Below are 14,442 nucleotides of genomic sequence, written 5' to 3'. Positions count from 1 at the left end.
CGTTTGAGGAGCGGGGGTCTGGGGGCGGAGCCCCCTGCGCGGCGGAGCCGCCAATAGATACAGCCGGGAAGGGGCGGGGTCGGGGAAAATCACACCGCGTCAGGACCCCGCTCACCCGTCCGCACCCGCACCACCGTCTCCACCGGCACGGCCCACACCTTCCCGTCACCGATCTTCCCCGTGGCCGCCGCGCGAACGATCGCGTCGATGGTCGGGTCGAGGTCCGCGTCGTCGACGACGACCTCGATCCGTACCTTCGGCACCAGGTCCACCTGGTACTCCGCACCCCGGTACACCTCGGTGTGCCCCCGCTGGCGCCCGTACCCGCTCGCCTCGGTGACCGTGAGGCCCTGTACACCCAGTTCTTGCAGTGCCGTCTTCACCTCGTCGAGGCGGAACGGCTTGATGACCGCGGTCACGAGCTTCATGCGTGGGTGCTCCCCTTCGGGTGGTGCGAGACGGTGCTGCCCTTCAAGGGGCCGCCGACCAGGACGCCGTGATCGTAGGCGGTCTCCGCGTGGTGAGTCTGGTCCAGGCCCGTCATCTCGTCTTCGGCGTCCGCACGGAAGCCCATGAGCTTGTCGATCGCCTTGCCGATACCGAACGTCACGGCGAACGTGTACGCCGCCACGACGAGCACCGCCACCGCCTGCTTGCCCAGCTGGGCGAGCCCGCCCCCGTAGAAGAGGCCCTCCGCGCCGTCCGTCATCGTGGCCGTCGCGAACAGGCCGATCAGGAGCGTGCCGACCACGCCGCCGACCAGGTGGACGCCCACGACGTCGAGCGAGTCGTCGTAGTCGAAGCGGAACTTCCACGCCACGGCGTACGAGCAGACCACGCCTGCCGCGAGGCCGACCACCGCGGCGCCGAGCACCCCGACGATCCCGCACGCGGGGGTGATCGCCACCAGGCCCGCCACCGCGCCCGATGCCGCGCCGAACGTGGTGGGGTGGCCGTCGCGCCGCTGCTCCACGAAGAGCCAGCCGAGCAGGCCCGTGCACCCGGCGAGCAGGGTGTTCAGGAGAGAGGCAGCCGCGAGGCCGTTCGCGCCGAGGGCCGAGCCGCCGTTGAAGCCGAGCCAGCCGAACCAGAGCAGGCCCGCGCCCATCAGGACCATCGGCAGGTTGTGCGGACGCATCGCGTCCTTCTTGAAGCCGATGCGCGGGCCGATGACCAGGACGAGTGCGAGGCCGGACGCGCCGGACGCGATCTCCACGACCAGGCCGCCCGCGAAGTCCAGGGCGCCAAGGGACGAGGAGATCCAGCCGTCCGGGCCCCAGACCCAGTGCGCCACGGGAACGTATACGAGCAGCGCCCAGAGGGGCACGAAGACCAGCCATGCCGCGAACTTCGTGCGGTCCGCGATCGCGCCGCTGATCAGCGCCGTGGTGAGGATCGCGAAGGTCAGCTGGAACGTGGTGAAGAGGAGCGTCGGGACCGTCCCCGTCAGCGTGCTCGGGCCGATGCCCGCCATGCCGAGGTGGTCGACGCCGCCGATCAGGCCGGCGAACGTGTCGTCGCCGAACGCCAGGGAGTAGCCGGCGAGCAGCCACACCACGGTGACCAGGGCGATCGACACGAAACTCATGAGGAGCATGTTGAGGACGCTCTTCGTGCGGACCATGCCGCCGTAGAAGAGCGCGAGGCCGGGCGTCATGAGGAGGACCAGGGCGGTGGCCGCGAGCAGCCAGGCGGTGTCTCCGGTGTCGGGGCCATCGGCCGCGGCCAGGGTGGTGGTGAGGGGGGCCGACGAGAACAGGGGCTGCACGGGGAATCTCTCCTCCGGGTGGGGGCAGAGGGGAAGCGTCACCGCCCAGCATTTCCGATCGGGCACCCTGGCGTTTCCGCCGTGTTTCGTGTTGCGTGAGAGTTTCGTGGAGCTCACTGATGCCGCGTCGGCGCCTCATCGGTGCCCGATCGGTGCCTCGGCGTGCTGCGGCCCTCCGTCGATCAGGGAGAATGGGCGGCATGAGCGTTCGTACCGAGTCATCCGAGCCGTCCGAGGCCATCCACCGTGCCGGCTTCGCCTGCTTCGTGGGCCGCCCCAACGCGGGCAAGTCCACCCTTACGAATGCTCTGGTCGGCCAGAAGGTGGCGATCACCGCCAACCAGCCGCAGACCACGCGGCACACGGTGCGCGGCATCGTGCACCGGGAGGACGCGCAGCTGATCCTGGTGGACACCCCCGGGCTCCACAAGCCGCGCACGCTGCTCGGTGAGCGGCTCAACGACGTCGTCCGTACGACGTGGGCCGAGGTCGACGTCATCGGGTTCTGTCTGCCCGCGAACGAGAAGCTCGGCCCCGGCGACCGGTTCATCGCCAAGGAACTGGCCACGATCAAGAAGACGCCGAAGATCGCGGTCGTGACGAAGACCGACCTCGTCGACAGCAAGACGCTCGCCGAGCAGCTCATCGCCATCGACCAGCTCGGCAAGGAGCTCGGCTTCGAGTGGGCGCAGATCGTGCCGGTGTCGGCGGTCGGCGACAAGCAGGTCCAGCTGCTCGCCGACCTGATCGTCCCGATGCTTCCCGAGAGCCCGCCGCTCTACCCCGAGGGCGACCTCACGGACGAGCCCGAACAGGTCATGGTCGCCGAGCTGATCCGCGAGGCCGCGCTCGAGGGCGTACGGGACGAGCTGCCGCACTCCATCGCCGTCGTGGTGGAGGAGATGCTGCCGCGCCAGGACCGCCCCGCGGACAAGCCGATGCTCGACATCCACGCGAACGTCTACATCGAGCGGCCCAGCCAGAAGGGCATCATCATCGGCCCGAAGGGCAAGCGGCTCAAGGAGGTCGGGATCAAGTCCCGCCAGCAGATCGAGGCCCTGCTGGGTACGCCGGTCTTCCTCGACCTGCACGTGAAGGTCGCCAAGGACTGGCAGCGCGACCCCAAGCAGCTGCGCAAGCTCGGCTTCTGAGGGACCTGCCCCCTAGTCCACGCCCCTGATCCGCGTCACGAGCAGCGCCCCCGCAAGGCCCACTCCCGCCGCCACCAGGTACAGCACCCGGTAGCCGCCCAGGTGTGTCACGATCGGGGCCGCCAGGGCGGGGGCGGCCACCTGCGGGAGTGAGTTGGCGATGTTGATGACGCCCATGTCCTTGCCGCGGTCCATGGCCTTCGGCAGGACGTCCGTCATCAGGGCGAAGTCCACCGATGTGAAGACGCCGAAGCCCACCCCGAGCACCGCCGCCGCGACGATCGCGCCCGGCCATGTCTGCCAGCCGGACAGCATGGCGGTCGCCAGGGCCATCAGGACGCCCGACCAGAGCACGAACGGTTTGCGGCGGCCCACGCGGTCCGACCAGACGCCGCCCACGACCACCGTCGCGAGCAGCGTCAGGCCGTTCACCGCCGTGAGGATCAGTACGCCCTCGTCCGGGTCCGAGTAGTCCAGGCGGTCGCGCAGGTAGTAGAGGAGATAGAGCAGGACCAAGGCGTTGCTCAGGTTGATCAGGAAGCGGGTCAGCCAGGCCCAGCCAAGGTCCGGGTAGCGGCGCGGGCTCAGCCAGAAGGCGCCCGCGAACGACCGCCAGGCGAACGGCGGCCTGTCCCGCGGCGCGAGGCGCAGGTCCCGGTGGCGCAGGACGTACGGCAGAACCCCCACCAGCGTGAACACCGCGCACGCCGCGTACCCCGCGCCCACGCCCCCGGCCACCGTCGCGAGGCCCGTCCCCACCACCACGCCCAGGAGCTGCGCCGCCCCGAGCCAGCCGCCCACCGCGCCCCGCTGGCGCCGCGGCACCCGGTCAGGGACGGCCGCCGTGACCGCGGCGAACGCGGCGTTCAGGGTGAGCTGGACCAGGCACCAGCCCGCCGCCATCCACCACACGGAGCCCGCGGCCGAGAGCAGCAGGAGCGCCGCGGCGCCGCCCGCCGTGCCCGCCACGATCCACGGCGTACGCCGCCCGAAGCGCGACACCGTCCGGTCCGAGAGCGCGCCGAAGAGCGGGTTCGACGCGAGGGACACCACGGCCCCGGCGCCCGCCACCCACGCAAGGACCGTCTCCTTCGACGTACCGGCCGGGGCGAGGTCCTCCGCCTGCAGGGCGAGGAGGATCTGCAGCGGGCCGTACCAGCCCACCCAGATCGCGCCGTTGGCGAGCGAGAGCGCGGACGTCCAGCTCCGCCCGACCCGCTCGGTGGGCTCCTTCAGCGCGTCGTCGACCGGCGGCGTCGCGGTCATGCCCGCTGGGCCCGCAGCGTCTCGCGCAGCCACGCGTACGACGCCTTCGGCGTGCGCTCAAGGGTGGTGTAGTCGACGTGGACGAGACCGAAGCGCTGCCGGTAGCCCTCCGCCCACTCGAAGTTGTCCATCAAGGACCAGACGAAATAGCCGCGTACGTCGACTCCCTCCTCCAACGCCCGGTGCAGCGCGCGCAGATGGCCGTCGAGGTAGTCGATCCGCCGCTGGTCGTCGAGCCCCTCGTACGAGCAGCCGTTCTCGGTGATGACCAGTGGCGGCAGGCGGTCGCCGTACCGGTCGCGGAAGCCGGTGAGGAGTTCGGTGAGCGACTCGGGGACCACCGGCCAGCCGAAGTCCGTCACCGGTCGGCCCTCGATCTCTCTTGGCGAGAAGGGGAGTTCGGGAGGGAGGGTGAGCCCGGAGAATTCCGTCGACGCGGGTGTCCCGGTCGTCGTCGCCGGGAGTGGCGCCCCCACCTTCGTCGGCTGGTAGAAGTTGATCCCGTACCAGTCGATCGGCTCCGCGATGATCTTCAGGTCGGCCTCGATGCCGCCGCCCGGCATCAACTCGGCGAAGCCTTCGGGGTACCGGCCCAGGATCAGCGGGTCCGCGAAGAGGCGGTTGAGGAGTACGTCGTAGAAGTCCGCCGCCTGCGTGTCCTCGGCCGAGGGTGACGCCGGCCAGGTGGGGCCGTGCGAGTTGGCGATGCCGATGTCCGTGACACCGGCCGCGCGCAGTGCCCGTACGGCAAGTCCGTGGGCGAGCAGCTGGTGGTGGGCCACCGGAAGGGCGTCGAACATGAGCTGCTTGCCCGGCGCGTGCTGGCCGAGGGCGTGACCGAGCAGGGTGTGCTCGGCGGGTTCGTTGAGGGTGATCCACTTCTTGGCTCGGTCACCGATGCGGGCGGCCACCACGGCCGCGTAATCGGCGAAGCGCTCGGCCGTGTCCCGCCGCAGCCAGCCGCCCTCGTCGGCGAGCGCGAGCGGGGTGTCCCAGTGGAAGAGCGTGGGGACGGGGCGCACCCCAGCCGCGCACAGCTCGTCGACAAGACGGTCGTAGAAGTCGAGGCCCGCGGTGCTCACCTCGCCCGAGCCGCTCGGCAGCACACGCGGCCACGACACCGAGAAGCGGTACGCGCCCGCACCCAACTCCCTTATGAGGGCGACGTCTTCGCGGTAGCGGTGATAGTGGTCGCAGGCGACGGCGGCCGTCGTGCCGTCCTTCACGTTGCCCGGCACCGCGGTGAACGCGTCCCAGACCGAGGGGCCGCGCTCGTCGACGGCGCCCTCGATCTGGTGAGCCGAAGTGGACACCCCCCACAGGAAGTCGCGGGGGAACTGAGGTAGTGGTTCGCGCGCGCCGCTCGCTGCCATGGGCGCGATCTTCCGTACGGCCGAGTACGGAAGTCAATGGGCGTACCTCAGAAAAGGTGAACAGTTCTCATGTCTGGCAGCCCTCGGGACCTCTCAGAACCTTTCAGGCCCCTTCCTTCAGTACGCGCGTGATCAGCTTCCGCTGTGGATCGGTCAGGCGCGGATCCGCGCAGTACACCGTGTGCCCGTCGACGGTGAGCTGGTAGCTGAAGCCGTCCGGCACTCCTATCGGCGGCGTGCTCCGCGCGTCGGCCACGGCCTCCTCGGCAAGGGCCTGCCACTCGTGGGCATCGGGCAGTCCCGAGGTGTCCACCTCGGAGTGCCGCTCGATGCCCGCGAAACCTCCTGTGCGCTTCACCTGGATACGCATGGGTCCTGTCTACTCCACCGGGTGGGCGGACGGTAGCGCCGCCGTCAGTCGGTGGCAGGCACCTTGACCGTGGACCACGCGTCGATGACGGCCTTGTGCTCGTCGCCGTCGCCGTACTTGGCGCGCGCCGCGGCCACCGTCAGCTTCGCGAAGTCCGCGAAGGAGGCGTCCTGCGCGAGCTCGCCGCCGGTCAGGACGGCGTACCAGATCTGCCCCGCCCGCTCCCACGCGTTGCCGCCGAGCGCGTCGGCGACCAGGTAGAAGGCACGGTTGGGGATGCCGGAGTTGATGTGCACGCCGCCGTTGTCGCGGCCCGTGCGGACGTAGTGGTCCATGTCGGCGGGCTGCGGGTCCTTGCCGAGCACGTCGTCGTCGTACGCCGTGCCGGGCTCCTTCATGGAGCGCAGCGCCTTGCCCGTGACGCGTGGGGCGAGCAGCCCCGCGCCGATCAGCCAGTCGGCGTCGGCGGCGGTCTGGCCGAGTGTGTACTGCTTGATCAGCGAGCCGAAGACGTCCGACATCGACTCGTTCAGGGCGCCCGGCTGGCCGAAGTACGTCAGGTTGGCCGTGTACTGGGTGACGCCGTGGGTCAGCTCGTGGCCGATGACGTCGACGGGGATGGTGAAGTCGAGGAAGATCTCGCCGTCACCGTCGCCGAACACCATCTGCTCGCCGTTCCAGAAGGCGTTGTTGTAGTCCTCGGAGTAGTGCACGGTCGCGTTCAGCGGCAGGCCGCCGCCGTCGATGGAGTTGCGCTGGTACGTCTTCAGGTACAGCTCGAAGGTCGCGCCGAGGCCCGCGTACGCGCGGTTGACGGTCGCGTCCTTGCCGGGCCGCTCGCCCTCGCCGCGGACCTTGCGGCCCGGCAGGTCGGTCTTGTGCTTCGCGTCGTAGAGCGTGCGGTGCGGCTTTCCCTCTGCCGCTTCCTTGGGCAGCGAGACGGACGGGGCGCCGATGACCGTGGTCAGACGGCGGTGGGTGCGCTCGATGGCGTCCCGCTCCAGGGTGCGGCGGGCGGGCCCTGCGAGCGCGGCGTCGTCACTCTGGGCCAGAGTGTCGAGCACGTGCGGCGGAATGATCGTGCAGAAGACAGGCTCGAAGCCTGGGTTGGCGGTCATGGCCGCAAATGTGGCACTGGGTCATGCCGCTGTCACTACCTGCAACCATGATTAGTGAAATAGAGGTATTGATCACCTCTTACCCGTTACCTGACGCCGGTCCCGCATACTGATACGGATCCGCGCACACGGCGCGGCTCGGTTAGGCTGCGGAGCATCATGCGTTACGGGCTGCTTCTTCTCCTTAGCTGCCGCGGCGAGGGCCTGTAGTCGAGGCCGACCCCCTCCCCGCGGAGTTCGGTGTTGCTCGCGAAGCGACCGTCGGCCGTCCTTAAGGACACTCCCGAGGAGCCCCCGCATCATGGCGATCAAGCCCAATCTGCAGCGTGCCACTTCCATGCCGATCCACAAGTACGGCCGGTACGACCAGGTCGACATCCCCGACCGCACGTGGCCCGACAACCGGATCACGGTCGCTCCCCGCTGGCTCTCCACGGACCTGCGTGACGGCAACCAGGCGCTGATCGACCCGATGTCCCCGGCGCGCAAGCGCGAGATGTTCGACCTCCTGGTCCGCATGGGCTACAAGGAGATCGAGGTCGGCTTCCCCTCGTCGGGCCAGACGGACTTCGATTTCGTACGGTCGATCATCGAGGACGGCGCGATCCCGGACGACGTGACGATCTCCGTCCTGACGCAGGCCCGCGAAGAGCTGATCTCCCGCACCGTCGAGTCGCTGGTCGGCGCCAAGCGCGCCACCGTCCACCTGTACAACGCGACCGCGCCCGTCTGGCGCGAGGTCGTCTTCCGTGGCTCGAAGGACGCGGTCAAGCAGATCGCCGTCGACGGCACCCGCCTCGTCATGGAGTACGCCGAGAAGCTGCTGGGCCCCGAGACGATCTTCGGCTACCAGTACAGCCCCGAGATCTTCACGGACACCGAGCTGGACTTCGCCCTGGAGGTCTGCGAGGCCGTCTGCGACGTATGGCAGCCCGCGGAGGGCCGCGAGATCATCCTCAACCTGCCCGCCACCGTGGAGCGTTCGACGCCCTCCACCCACGCGGACCGCTTCGAGTGGATGTCCCGCAACCTGACCCGGCGCGAGCACGTCTGCCTGTCCGTCCACCCGCACAACGACCGCGGCACCGCCGTCGCCGCCGCCGAGCTGGCCATCATGGCCGGCGCCGACCGCATCGAGGGCTGCCTGTTCGGGCAGGGCGAGCGCACCGGCAACGTCGACCTGGTCACGCTGGGCATGAACCTGTTCTCGCAGGGCGTGGACCCGCAGATCGACTTCTCCGACATCGACGAGCTGCGCCGCACCGCCGAGTACTGCAACCAGATGGAGGTCCACCCGCGCCACCCGTACGCAGGTGACCTCGTCTACACCGCCTTCTCCGGCTCCCACCAGGACGCCATCAAGAAGGGCTTCGAGGCGATGGGCATCCGCGCCGAGCAGCAGGGCAAGACGATCGACGAGATCGAGTGGGCCGTCCCGTACCTGCCCATCGACCCCAAGGACGTCGGCCGTTCGTACGAGGCCGTGATCCGCGTCAACTCGCAGTCCGGCAAGGGCGGCATCGCCTACGTCCTGCAGAACGACCACAAGCTGGACCTGCCGCGCCGCATGCAGGTCGAGTTCTCCAAGGCCATCCAGCTGAAGACCGACGCCGAGGGCGGCGAGGTCACGCCGGACGCGATCTGGAGCATCTTCCAGGACGAGTACCTGCCCAACCCCGAGAACCCGTGGGGTCGCATCCAGGTCAAGAACGGCCAGACGACCACGGACAAGGACGGCACCGACACGCTCACCGTCGAGGCGACGGTCGACGGCGCCGACACGGTCCTGACCGGCACCGGAAACGGCCCGATCTCGGCCTTCTTCGACGCGCTGCAGGGCATCGGCATCGACGTACGACTCCTGGACTACCAGGAGCACACGATGAGTGAAGGAGCCTCCGCGCAGGCCGCGTCGTACATCGAGTGCGCGATCGGCGACAAGGTTCTGTGGGGCATCGGTATCGATGCGAATACGACACGTGCCTCGCTGAAGGCCGCGGTTTCCGCGGTGAACCGCGCGGCCCGCTGACCAGCGCCTCGCGGCTCCACTACGCATGAAGCAAGCGCCGGACAGGTTCGAATGGACCCGTTCGGCGCTTTTGCGTGGGACCGTGTCCAGGTCGTCTACAGGCCATCTCTCGTGCAGGGTGCTGACGCCACATCAACAATGTGGCTAACATCACGCCCAACGCGGCAATGTTGCCGGGGCGTTACGGAGGTGCGCGGTGCTGCCAGATCGGGGACGAATCGGCCGGGAATCCCGCATCTTCGCCACGCCCGTTTCACGCGGGCGGGTGCTGCGCAGGCGCGTGATCGGCGTTCATACGGCATGGACCACCGTCGGGGACGGTGAGTTCTTCTGTCCGGGCTGCGGCGGTGACCGCAACTACCAGCGGCGCACCGGCCGTCGCCGCTTCGTCCTGCTTGGCGTCCCGGTCCTGCCGCGCGGCGCCGCGGGCCCCATCGTCGAGTGCGCCGCCTGCGGCGACCACTTCGGCACGGACGTCCTCGACCACCCCACGACCACCCGGCTCTCGGCGATGGTGCGCGACGCCGTGCACACCGTCGTCCTCGCGATCCTCGCCGCGGGCGGCACATCGGCGCGCACGACGCTCGACGCGGCCGTCGGCACGCTGCGCGGAGCCGGGTTCGACGACGCCTGCGAGGAGCAGCTCGTCGCGCTCGTCGAGGCGCTCGCCGCGGACACCGGCCGTGCGACCGTGCCGGACTGCGGGCCCGGTCTGGCCATAGAGCTCCACGAGGCGCTCGGCCCGCTGGCCCCGCACCTCGCCCCGGCCGGGCGTGAGGCGCTGCTGCTCCAGGGCGCGCGGATCGCGCTCGCCGACGGCCCGTACACCCCGGCCGAGCGCGAGGTGCTCGCCACGGCGGGCGGCGCGCTGACCATCGGGGCGGACGAGGTGACGCGTCTTATGGTGGCGGCGCGGACGACGCACTTCTGACGCCTCAGGGAGGCGCGGACGACGCACTTCTGACGCCTCAGGGAGGCGCGGGCGCCGTACTCCCGTGGGAGTAACGCGGCCCCTCCGCCTCCCTGCGCCGTACGCCCCAACTCGCCCTCGCGCCCGACGGATCGCGCGGCCCCCTCCGCAAGGGTTGGCACTGAACCTGCCAACCTGCCGGAAGGAGGCCCGTCATGCGGGCCGAACAGACCACCGCACGACGGCGACGAGCCGTGCCCTGGGCGTTCCTCGGGCTGTGGATAGCCGTCATCGCGCTTGCCGGGCCCTTCGCGTCGAAGCTGGCCGACGCCCAGCAGGACCGCGCCGTCGACTACCTCCCCGCCGGCGCCGACTCCACCCGGGCGGCCAAGATCCAGGACCAGTTGCCGGGCGGCGAAGCCACCGAGCTGGTGCTCGTCTACCACCGTGACGGAGGCCTGACCGCCGCCGACCGCGACACGGCAGCCGGTCAGGTCGCCGAGATCGGGCAGGCCCACAAGCTGACGTCCGCCCCGCGCGCCGTACCTTCCAAGGACGGCACCACGCTGATGTACCCCGTGGCGAGCACCGAGCCAGGACAGGACGAGAAGGCCAGGGACGCGCTCGTCGACGACGTACGCGACATCGCGCACGGCAAGGCCGGGCTGAGCGTCGACGTGGGCGGCTCGGGGGCGCTCGACACCGATGCGGGCAAGGTCTACGACTCCCTCGGCGGCCCACTGCTCTACACCACGGCCGGGGTGGTCGCGCTGCTCCTGATCCTCATCTACCGCAGCCCGTTCCTGTGGCTCGTGCCGCTCGCCGTCGCGGGCATCGCGGACTACCTGGCGATGGGGGTCGCCTACGGCCTTCACGAGGGCTTCGGGACCTCCGTCACCGGCCAGAGCAGCGGCGTGATGACGATCCTCGTGTTCGGCGCGGGCACGGACTACGCGCTGCTCATCGTCTCCCGCTACCGCGAGGAACTGCGCAGGATCGAGCGGCCCTACGACGCGATGGTCGCCGCCCTGAAGGGATGCGGCCCCGCCGTGCTCGCCTCGTCGGGGACGGTCGCGGCGGGTCTTTTCTGCCTGCTCGCCGCCGACCTCAACAGCAGCCGGGGCATGGGGCCGCTCGGCACGGTCGGCGTGCTGTGCGCGCTCGCCGCGATGCTGACGCTGCTGCCCGCACTCCTCGTCCTCCTCGGGCGACGCGTGTTCTGGCCGCTCGTACCGGCCTTCGGCAGCGAGCCCAAGCAGCGGCGCAGCCTCTTCTCCATGATGGGGAGTTCGGCGGGGCGCAGGCCCCTCACCGTGCTCGCGGGCGGCGCCGTGCTGCTCGGCGCACTCGCCCTGGGGGCGCTGAACCTGCCCGGCGCGCTGAAGCAGGAGGACTCCTTCACCAAAACGCCCGACTCCGTCACGGCCATGGAGACCCTCGCCGAGGCCTACCCCGAACGCGGCACCCAGCCCATCACCGTCATGACCCCCGAGGACCGTGCCACCGCGGCCCTCGCCGACATCAAGGGCACGAAGGGCGTGGACAGCGCGGAGAGGGGACGTACGGCGAAGGGCTGGACGGAGATCTCCGTGATCTCCACGTCCGCACCCGAGTCGGCGGGGGAGACGGCGACGATCAAGGCGCTGCGGGCGGACCTCGACGGCTCGTACGTGGGCGGATCGAGTGCTCAGCAATTGGACCTGAAGAACACGAACGAGCGCGACCGGCTCGTCATCGTGCCGCTGGTCCTCGCGGCCGTGCTGCTGATCCTGGTGATCCTGTTGCGCTCCATCGTCGCGCCGTTGCTGCTCCTTGCCGCTGTGGTCGCGGTCTGGGGAGCCTCGCTCGGTATCGCGGGCCTGGTCTTCGAGCCGCTCCTCGGCTTCGAGGGCACGGATCCCGGACTCGGCCTGCTGTCCTTCGTCTTCCTGGTCGCCCTGGGCGTCGACTACGGCATCTTCCTGATGCACCGCATGCGGGAGGAGTCCCTCGCCGGTGCAGAGCCGGGAGCCGCCGCGCTGACCGCGCTGCGGACGACGGGCGGCGTCATCGCGTCGGCGGGCCTGGTGCTCGCGGCGACGTTCGCGGTGCTCACCAACATGCCGCTGGTGCAGCTGGTCGAGCTGGGATTCGTGATCGCGGTCGGGGTGCTGCTCGACACGTTCCTGGTGCGGACGTATCTGGTGACGAGCGCGAGCGTCGCGCTGGGGCGGAAGGTGTGGTGGCCGGGGAAGCTTTCGCGCCCGGCGCCGCTTTCGCGGGGGGCGGCGGCGGAAGCTGACCCTGAGGCTGTGCGGGTGCCGGCGCCGTAGATCACCGGCTTCGCCGAGTTCGGGGCGGAGCCCTGGAACGTACGGGAGGATGGGGCGGTGGCGGATCACCCGCAAGTTCAGGACGGTGCACGGGGTGTACGGGGCTTACAGGGACCGGGTGCGCGGGGGCAGGGAGGGTTCTCCCTCCCCTTCGCCGGGGCCGTCCCCGGCACCTCCCGTGCGGTGCGCGACGACGCCGTGTTCGCGGCGGCCATCGCCGTACTAGCCGTTCTGCTCGGTGTGTTCGTCGAGGACGGTCGCCGCCCCGACGCTCTCGGGTGGACGCTCCTGCTGAGCGCCCACATCCCTCTCGCATGGCGACGCAGCCGCCCCCTGCTCGTACTCCTCGCCGTGATCGCCTTCATCGCTCCGTACCACGGCATGGACTACACGCACATGGCCGCCGTCCCGGTGGGCATGGTCGCGCTCTACACCGTCGCCGTGTCCGGGCGCCCGCGCCGCGCCCTGATCACCGGCCTCCTCGTCGTGGGCGTCACGATGACCGTCAACGCGAGCGTGGCCCCGCACCAGGTGGCCGAGGTGCTCAGGATCTCCGGCTGGATCGTCTCCGTGTTGCTGCTCGGCGTGTATGTGCGCATCCACCGTCAGTACGTCGCCTCCGTGCTGGAGCGTGCCGAGCGGGCGGAGCGTACGCGCGAGGAGGAGGCGCGGCGGCGGGTCGCGGAGGAGAGGCTGCGGGTCGCCCGCGATCTGCACGACCTGCTCGCGCACAGCATCACTCTGGTCGGCGTCCAGACGTCCGTCGCGGCGCATGTCCTCGCCGCCGATCCGGAGCGCCTCGACCGGGCGGCGGTGGCGAAGGCGCTGGACGACATCGCCGACACGTGCCGCTCGGCGCGGGGGGAACTCCGGGCCACGTTGGAGGTGTTGAGGGCGGTCGGGCCCGAATCGGATGAGACGCGGGGGCCGCTGCCCGGGCTCGATGGTCTCGCCGATCTGGCGGAGGCGGCGCGGACGTCCGGGGCGGAGGTCGACCTCGCGGTACGTGAGGTGGAGGCGCCGCCCGCCGTGGGCGCGGCGGCCTACCGGATCGTGCAGGAGGCGCTGACCAACGCGGTCCGGCACGGCGGTCCCGGTCTCACCATCCGGGTGGGTGTTCGGAGCGAAGGGGCGGCGCTGCGGGTGACCGTCACGGATGATGGGGCTGCTGCCGTCCCCGACCCGTCCCACACCCCCGGATTCGGCCTCGTCGGAATGCGGGAGCGGGCCCGGAGCGTGGGCGGCACGTTGGAGGCGGGGCCTCGGGAGAGCGGTGGGTTCGCTGTGTCGGCCGTGCTGCCCCTGGTGTCCGTGTCCGCGGGAGGACTTCGATGACGATCCGTGTGCTGCTCGCCGATGATCAGACGCTGGTGCGGGCCGCGTTCGCGATGCTGGTCGAGTCCGCGCCGGACATGGAGGTGGTGGGCCAGGCGGGTACGGGGCGGGCGGCGGTCGACCTGGCCCGGTCGGAGCGGGCGGATCTCATCGTCATGGACATCCGGATGCCGGACCTGGACGGGATCGAGGCGACGCGGCTCCTTGCGCGGGACGAGGACCTGGCCGGGGTGAAGGTGTTGATGCTGACGACTTATGACACGGATGAGCATGTCGTCGACGCGCTTCGGGCCGGGGCGTCCGGGTTCCTGGTCAAGGACACGAAGCCTGCGGAGCTGTTGGAGGCGATTCGTACGGTGGCGGCGGGGGAGGCGCTGCTTTCGCCCGGGCCTACGGCGCGGTTGATCGCGCGGGTGCTGCGGGCGCCTGCTGAAGTGACGCTGCCGGAAGCGCTGTCCGGGCAGCTGAGTGAGCGGGAGTGTCAGGTTCTCGCGCTGGTCGCGCGGGGGCTCAACAACACGGAGATCGCTGAGCTGTTGGGGTTGAGTCCGTTGACCGCCAAGACCCATGTCAGCCGGATCATGGGGAAGTTGGGGGCGAGGGATCGGGCACAGTTGGTGATCGTGGCGTATGAGTCGGGGTTGGTGCGGCCGGGGGTGGTGGGGGCTCGGTAGGGGCGGTCCCTGCGGGGCCTTCCCCAATCCCGCCCCTTCCCGGCTGTATCTATTGGCGGCTTCGCCGCGCAGGGGCTCCGCCCCAGACCCCGTACAAGATGTCCTCAATCGCCGGACGGGCTGAATCTATTCAGCC

At 70.2% G+C, this 14,442-nt stretch carries 12 protein-coding genes; 6 read left to right on the top strand and 6 right to left on the bottom strand.

The features are described from left to right. Positions 1 to 89: 89 nt before the first annotated feature. The gene (locus ACFQ7F_RS41165) at positions 90 to 428 is read right to left on the bottom strand and encodes a P-II family nitrogen regulator (RefSeq protein ID WP_383283021.1); all 339 of its coding nucleotides are present in this window, start codon (positions 426 to 428) and stop codon (positions 90 to 92) included. Then, complete coding sequence (locus tag ACFQ7F_RS41160) at positions 425 to 1,768, bottom strand: ammonium transporter (protein WP_383283018.1); 1,344 nt, start codon at positions 1,766 to 1,768, stop codon at positions 425 to 427. The genes ACFQ7F_RS41165 and ACFQ7F_RS41160 overlap by 4 nt, the downstream gene beginning before the upstream one ends. Positions 1,769 to 1,959: 191 nt before the next feature. On the opposite strand from ACFQ7F_RS41160, the gene era reads away from it, so the two are divergent. Next, positions 1,960 to 2,919, top strand: a complete 960-nt coding sequence (gene era / locus ACFQ7F_RS41155; RefSeq protein WP_383283015.1) for a GTPase Era — start codon at positions 1,960 to 1,962, stop codon at positions 2,917 to 2,919. A 12-nt stretch (positions 2,920 to 2,931) separates the two neighbouring features. On the opposite strand, the gene ACFQ7F_RS41150 is transcribed toward era, so the two are convergent. The 4 genes from ACFQ7F_RS41150 to ACFQ7F_RS41135 form a co-directional block, all read right to left on the bottom strand. Continuing rightward, positions 2,932 to 4,185 (bottom strand): MFS transporter, encoded by a 1,254-nt coding sequence (locus ACFQ7F_RS41150; RefSeq protein WP_383283023.1) that lies wholly within the window; start codon positions 4,183 to 4,185, stop codon positions 2,932 to 2,934. Continuing rightward, a complete protein-coding gene (locus ACFQ7F_RS41145) occupies positions 4,182 to 5,558 on the bottom strand; it encodes a GH1 family beta-glucosidase (RefSeq protein WP_383283013.1) in 1,377 nt (458 codons plus the stop codon). Before ACFQ7F_RS41145 ends, ACFQ7F_RS41150 begins: the two co-directional genes overlap by 4 nt. A gap of 103 nt (positions 5,559 to 5,661) precedes the next feature. Beyond that, positions 5,662 to 5,928 carry a protealysin inhibitor emfourin gene (locus tag ACFQ7F_RS41140; protein WP_383283010.1) on the bottom strand — a complete coding sequence of 89 codons (267 nt, stop codon included), beginning with the start codon at positions 5,926 to 5,928 and terminating at the stop codon, positions 5,662 to 5,664. Between the two features lie 44 nt (positions 5,929 to 5,972). Further along, a complete protein-coding gene (locus ACFQ7F_RS41135) occupies positions 5,973 to 7,046 on the bottom strand; it encodes a M4 family metallopeptidase (RefSeq protein ID WP_383283007.1) in 1,074 nt (357 codons plus the stop codon). Between the two features lie 301 nt (positions 7,047 to 7,347). On the opposite strand from ACFQ7F_RS41135, the gene leuA reads away from it, so the two are divergent. The 5 genes from leuA (at position 7,348) to ACFQ7F_RS41110 (ending at position 14,306) form a co-directional block, all read left to right on the top strand. Next, complete coding sequence (gene leuA / locus ACFQ7F_RS41130; protein WP_383283004.1) at positions 7,348 to 9,075, top strand: 2-isopropylmalate synthase; 1,728 nt, start codon at positions 7,348 to 7,350, stop codon at positions 9,073 to 9,075. Between the two features lie 196 nt (positions 9,076 to 9,271). Next, positions 9,272 to 10,006, top strand: coding sequence for a TerB family tellurite resistance protein (locus ACFQ7F_RS41125; RefSeq protein ID WP_383283000.1), 735 nt, complete (start codon positions 9,272 to 9,274; stop codon positions 10,004 to 10,006). Positions 10,007 to 10,200: 194 nt separating this feature from the next. Next, the gene (locus ACFQ7F_RS41120; protein WP_383282997.1) at positions 10,201 to 12,297 is read left to right on the top strand and encodes an MMPL family transporter; all 2,097 of its coding nucleotides are present in this window, start codon (positions 10,201 to 10,203) and stop codon (positions 12,295 to 12,297) included. Between the two features lie 57 nt (positions 12,298 to 12,354). Next, positions 12,355 to 13,632 carry a sensor histidine kinase gene (locus tag ACFQ7F_RS41115; RefSeq protein WP_383282994.1) on the top strand — a complete coding sequence of 426 codons (1,278 nt, stop codon included), beginning with the start codon at positions 12,355 to 12,357 and terminating at the stop codon, positions 13,630 to 13,632. Beyond that, positions 13,629 to 14,306 carry a response regulator gene (locus ACFQ7F_RS41110; protein ID WP_383282989.1) on the top strand — a complete coding sequence of 226 codons (678 nt, stop codon included), beginning with the start codon at positions 13,629 to 13,631 and terminating at the stop codon, positions 14,304 to 14,306. The genes ACFQ7F_RS41115 and ACFQ7F_RS41110 overlap by 4 nt, the downstream gene beginning before the upstream one ends. The last annotated feature ends 136 nt before the right edge of the window (positions 14,307 to 14,442 follow it).

This window comes from Streptomyces sp. NPDC056486 (genome assembly GCF_042795295.1).
Taxonomy (GTDB): domain Bacteria; phylum Actinomycetota; class Actinomycetes; order Streptomycetales; family Streptomycetaceae; genus Streptomyces.
Note: the sequence above shows the minus strand (reverse complement) of the source record. Positions and strands in the feature narration are given on the sequence as shown.

Coding starts and splice junctions, on each gene's coding strand:
- era (WP_383283015.1), top strand. CDS start 1,960: ATGGGCGGCATGAGCGTTCGTACCGAGTCATCCGAGCCGTCCGAGGCC.
- leuA (WP_383283004.1), top strand. CDS start 7,348: ATGGCGATCAAGCCCAATCTGCAGCGTGCCACTTCCATGCCGATCCAC.
- ACFQ7F_RS41145 (WP_383283013.1), bottom strand. CDS start 5,558: ATGGCAGCGAGCGGCGCGCGCGAACCACTACCTCAGTTCCCCCGCGAC.
- ACFQ7F_RS41135 (WP_383283007.1), bottom strand. CDS start 7,046: ATGACCGCCAACCCAGGCTTCGAGCCTGTCTTCTGCACGATCATTCCG.
- ACFQ7F_RS41120 (WP_383282997.1), top strand. CDS start 10,201: ATGCGGGCCGAACAGACCACCGCACGACGGCGACGAGCCGTGCCCTGG.
- ACFQ7F_RS41165 (WP_383283021.1), bottom strand. CDS start 428: ATGAAGCTCGTGACCGCGGTCATCAAGCCGTTCCGCCTCGACGAGGTG.
- ACFQ7F_RS41140 (WP_383283010.1), bottom strand. CDS start 5,928: ATGCGTATCCAGGTGAAGCGCACAGGAGGTTTCGCGGGCATCGAGCGG.
- ACFQ7F_RS41150 (WP_383283023.1), bottom strand. CDS start 4,185: ATGACCGCGACGCCGCCGGTCGACGACGCGCTGAAGGAGCCCACCGAG.
- ACFQ7F_RS41110 (WP_383282989.1), top strand. CDS start 13,629: ATGACGATCCGTGTGCTGCTCGCCGATGATCAGACGCTGGTGCGGGCC.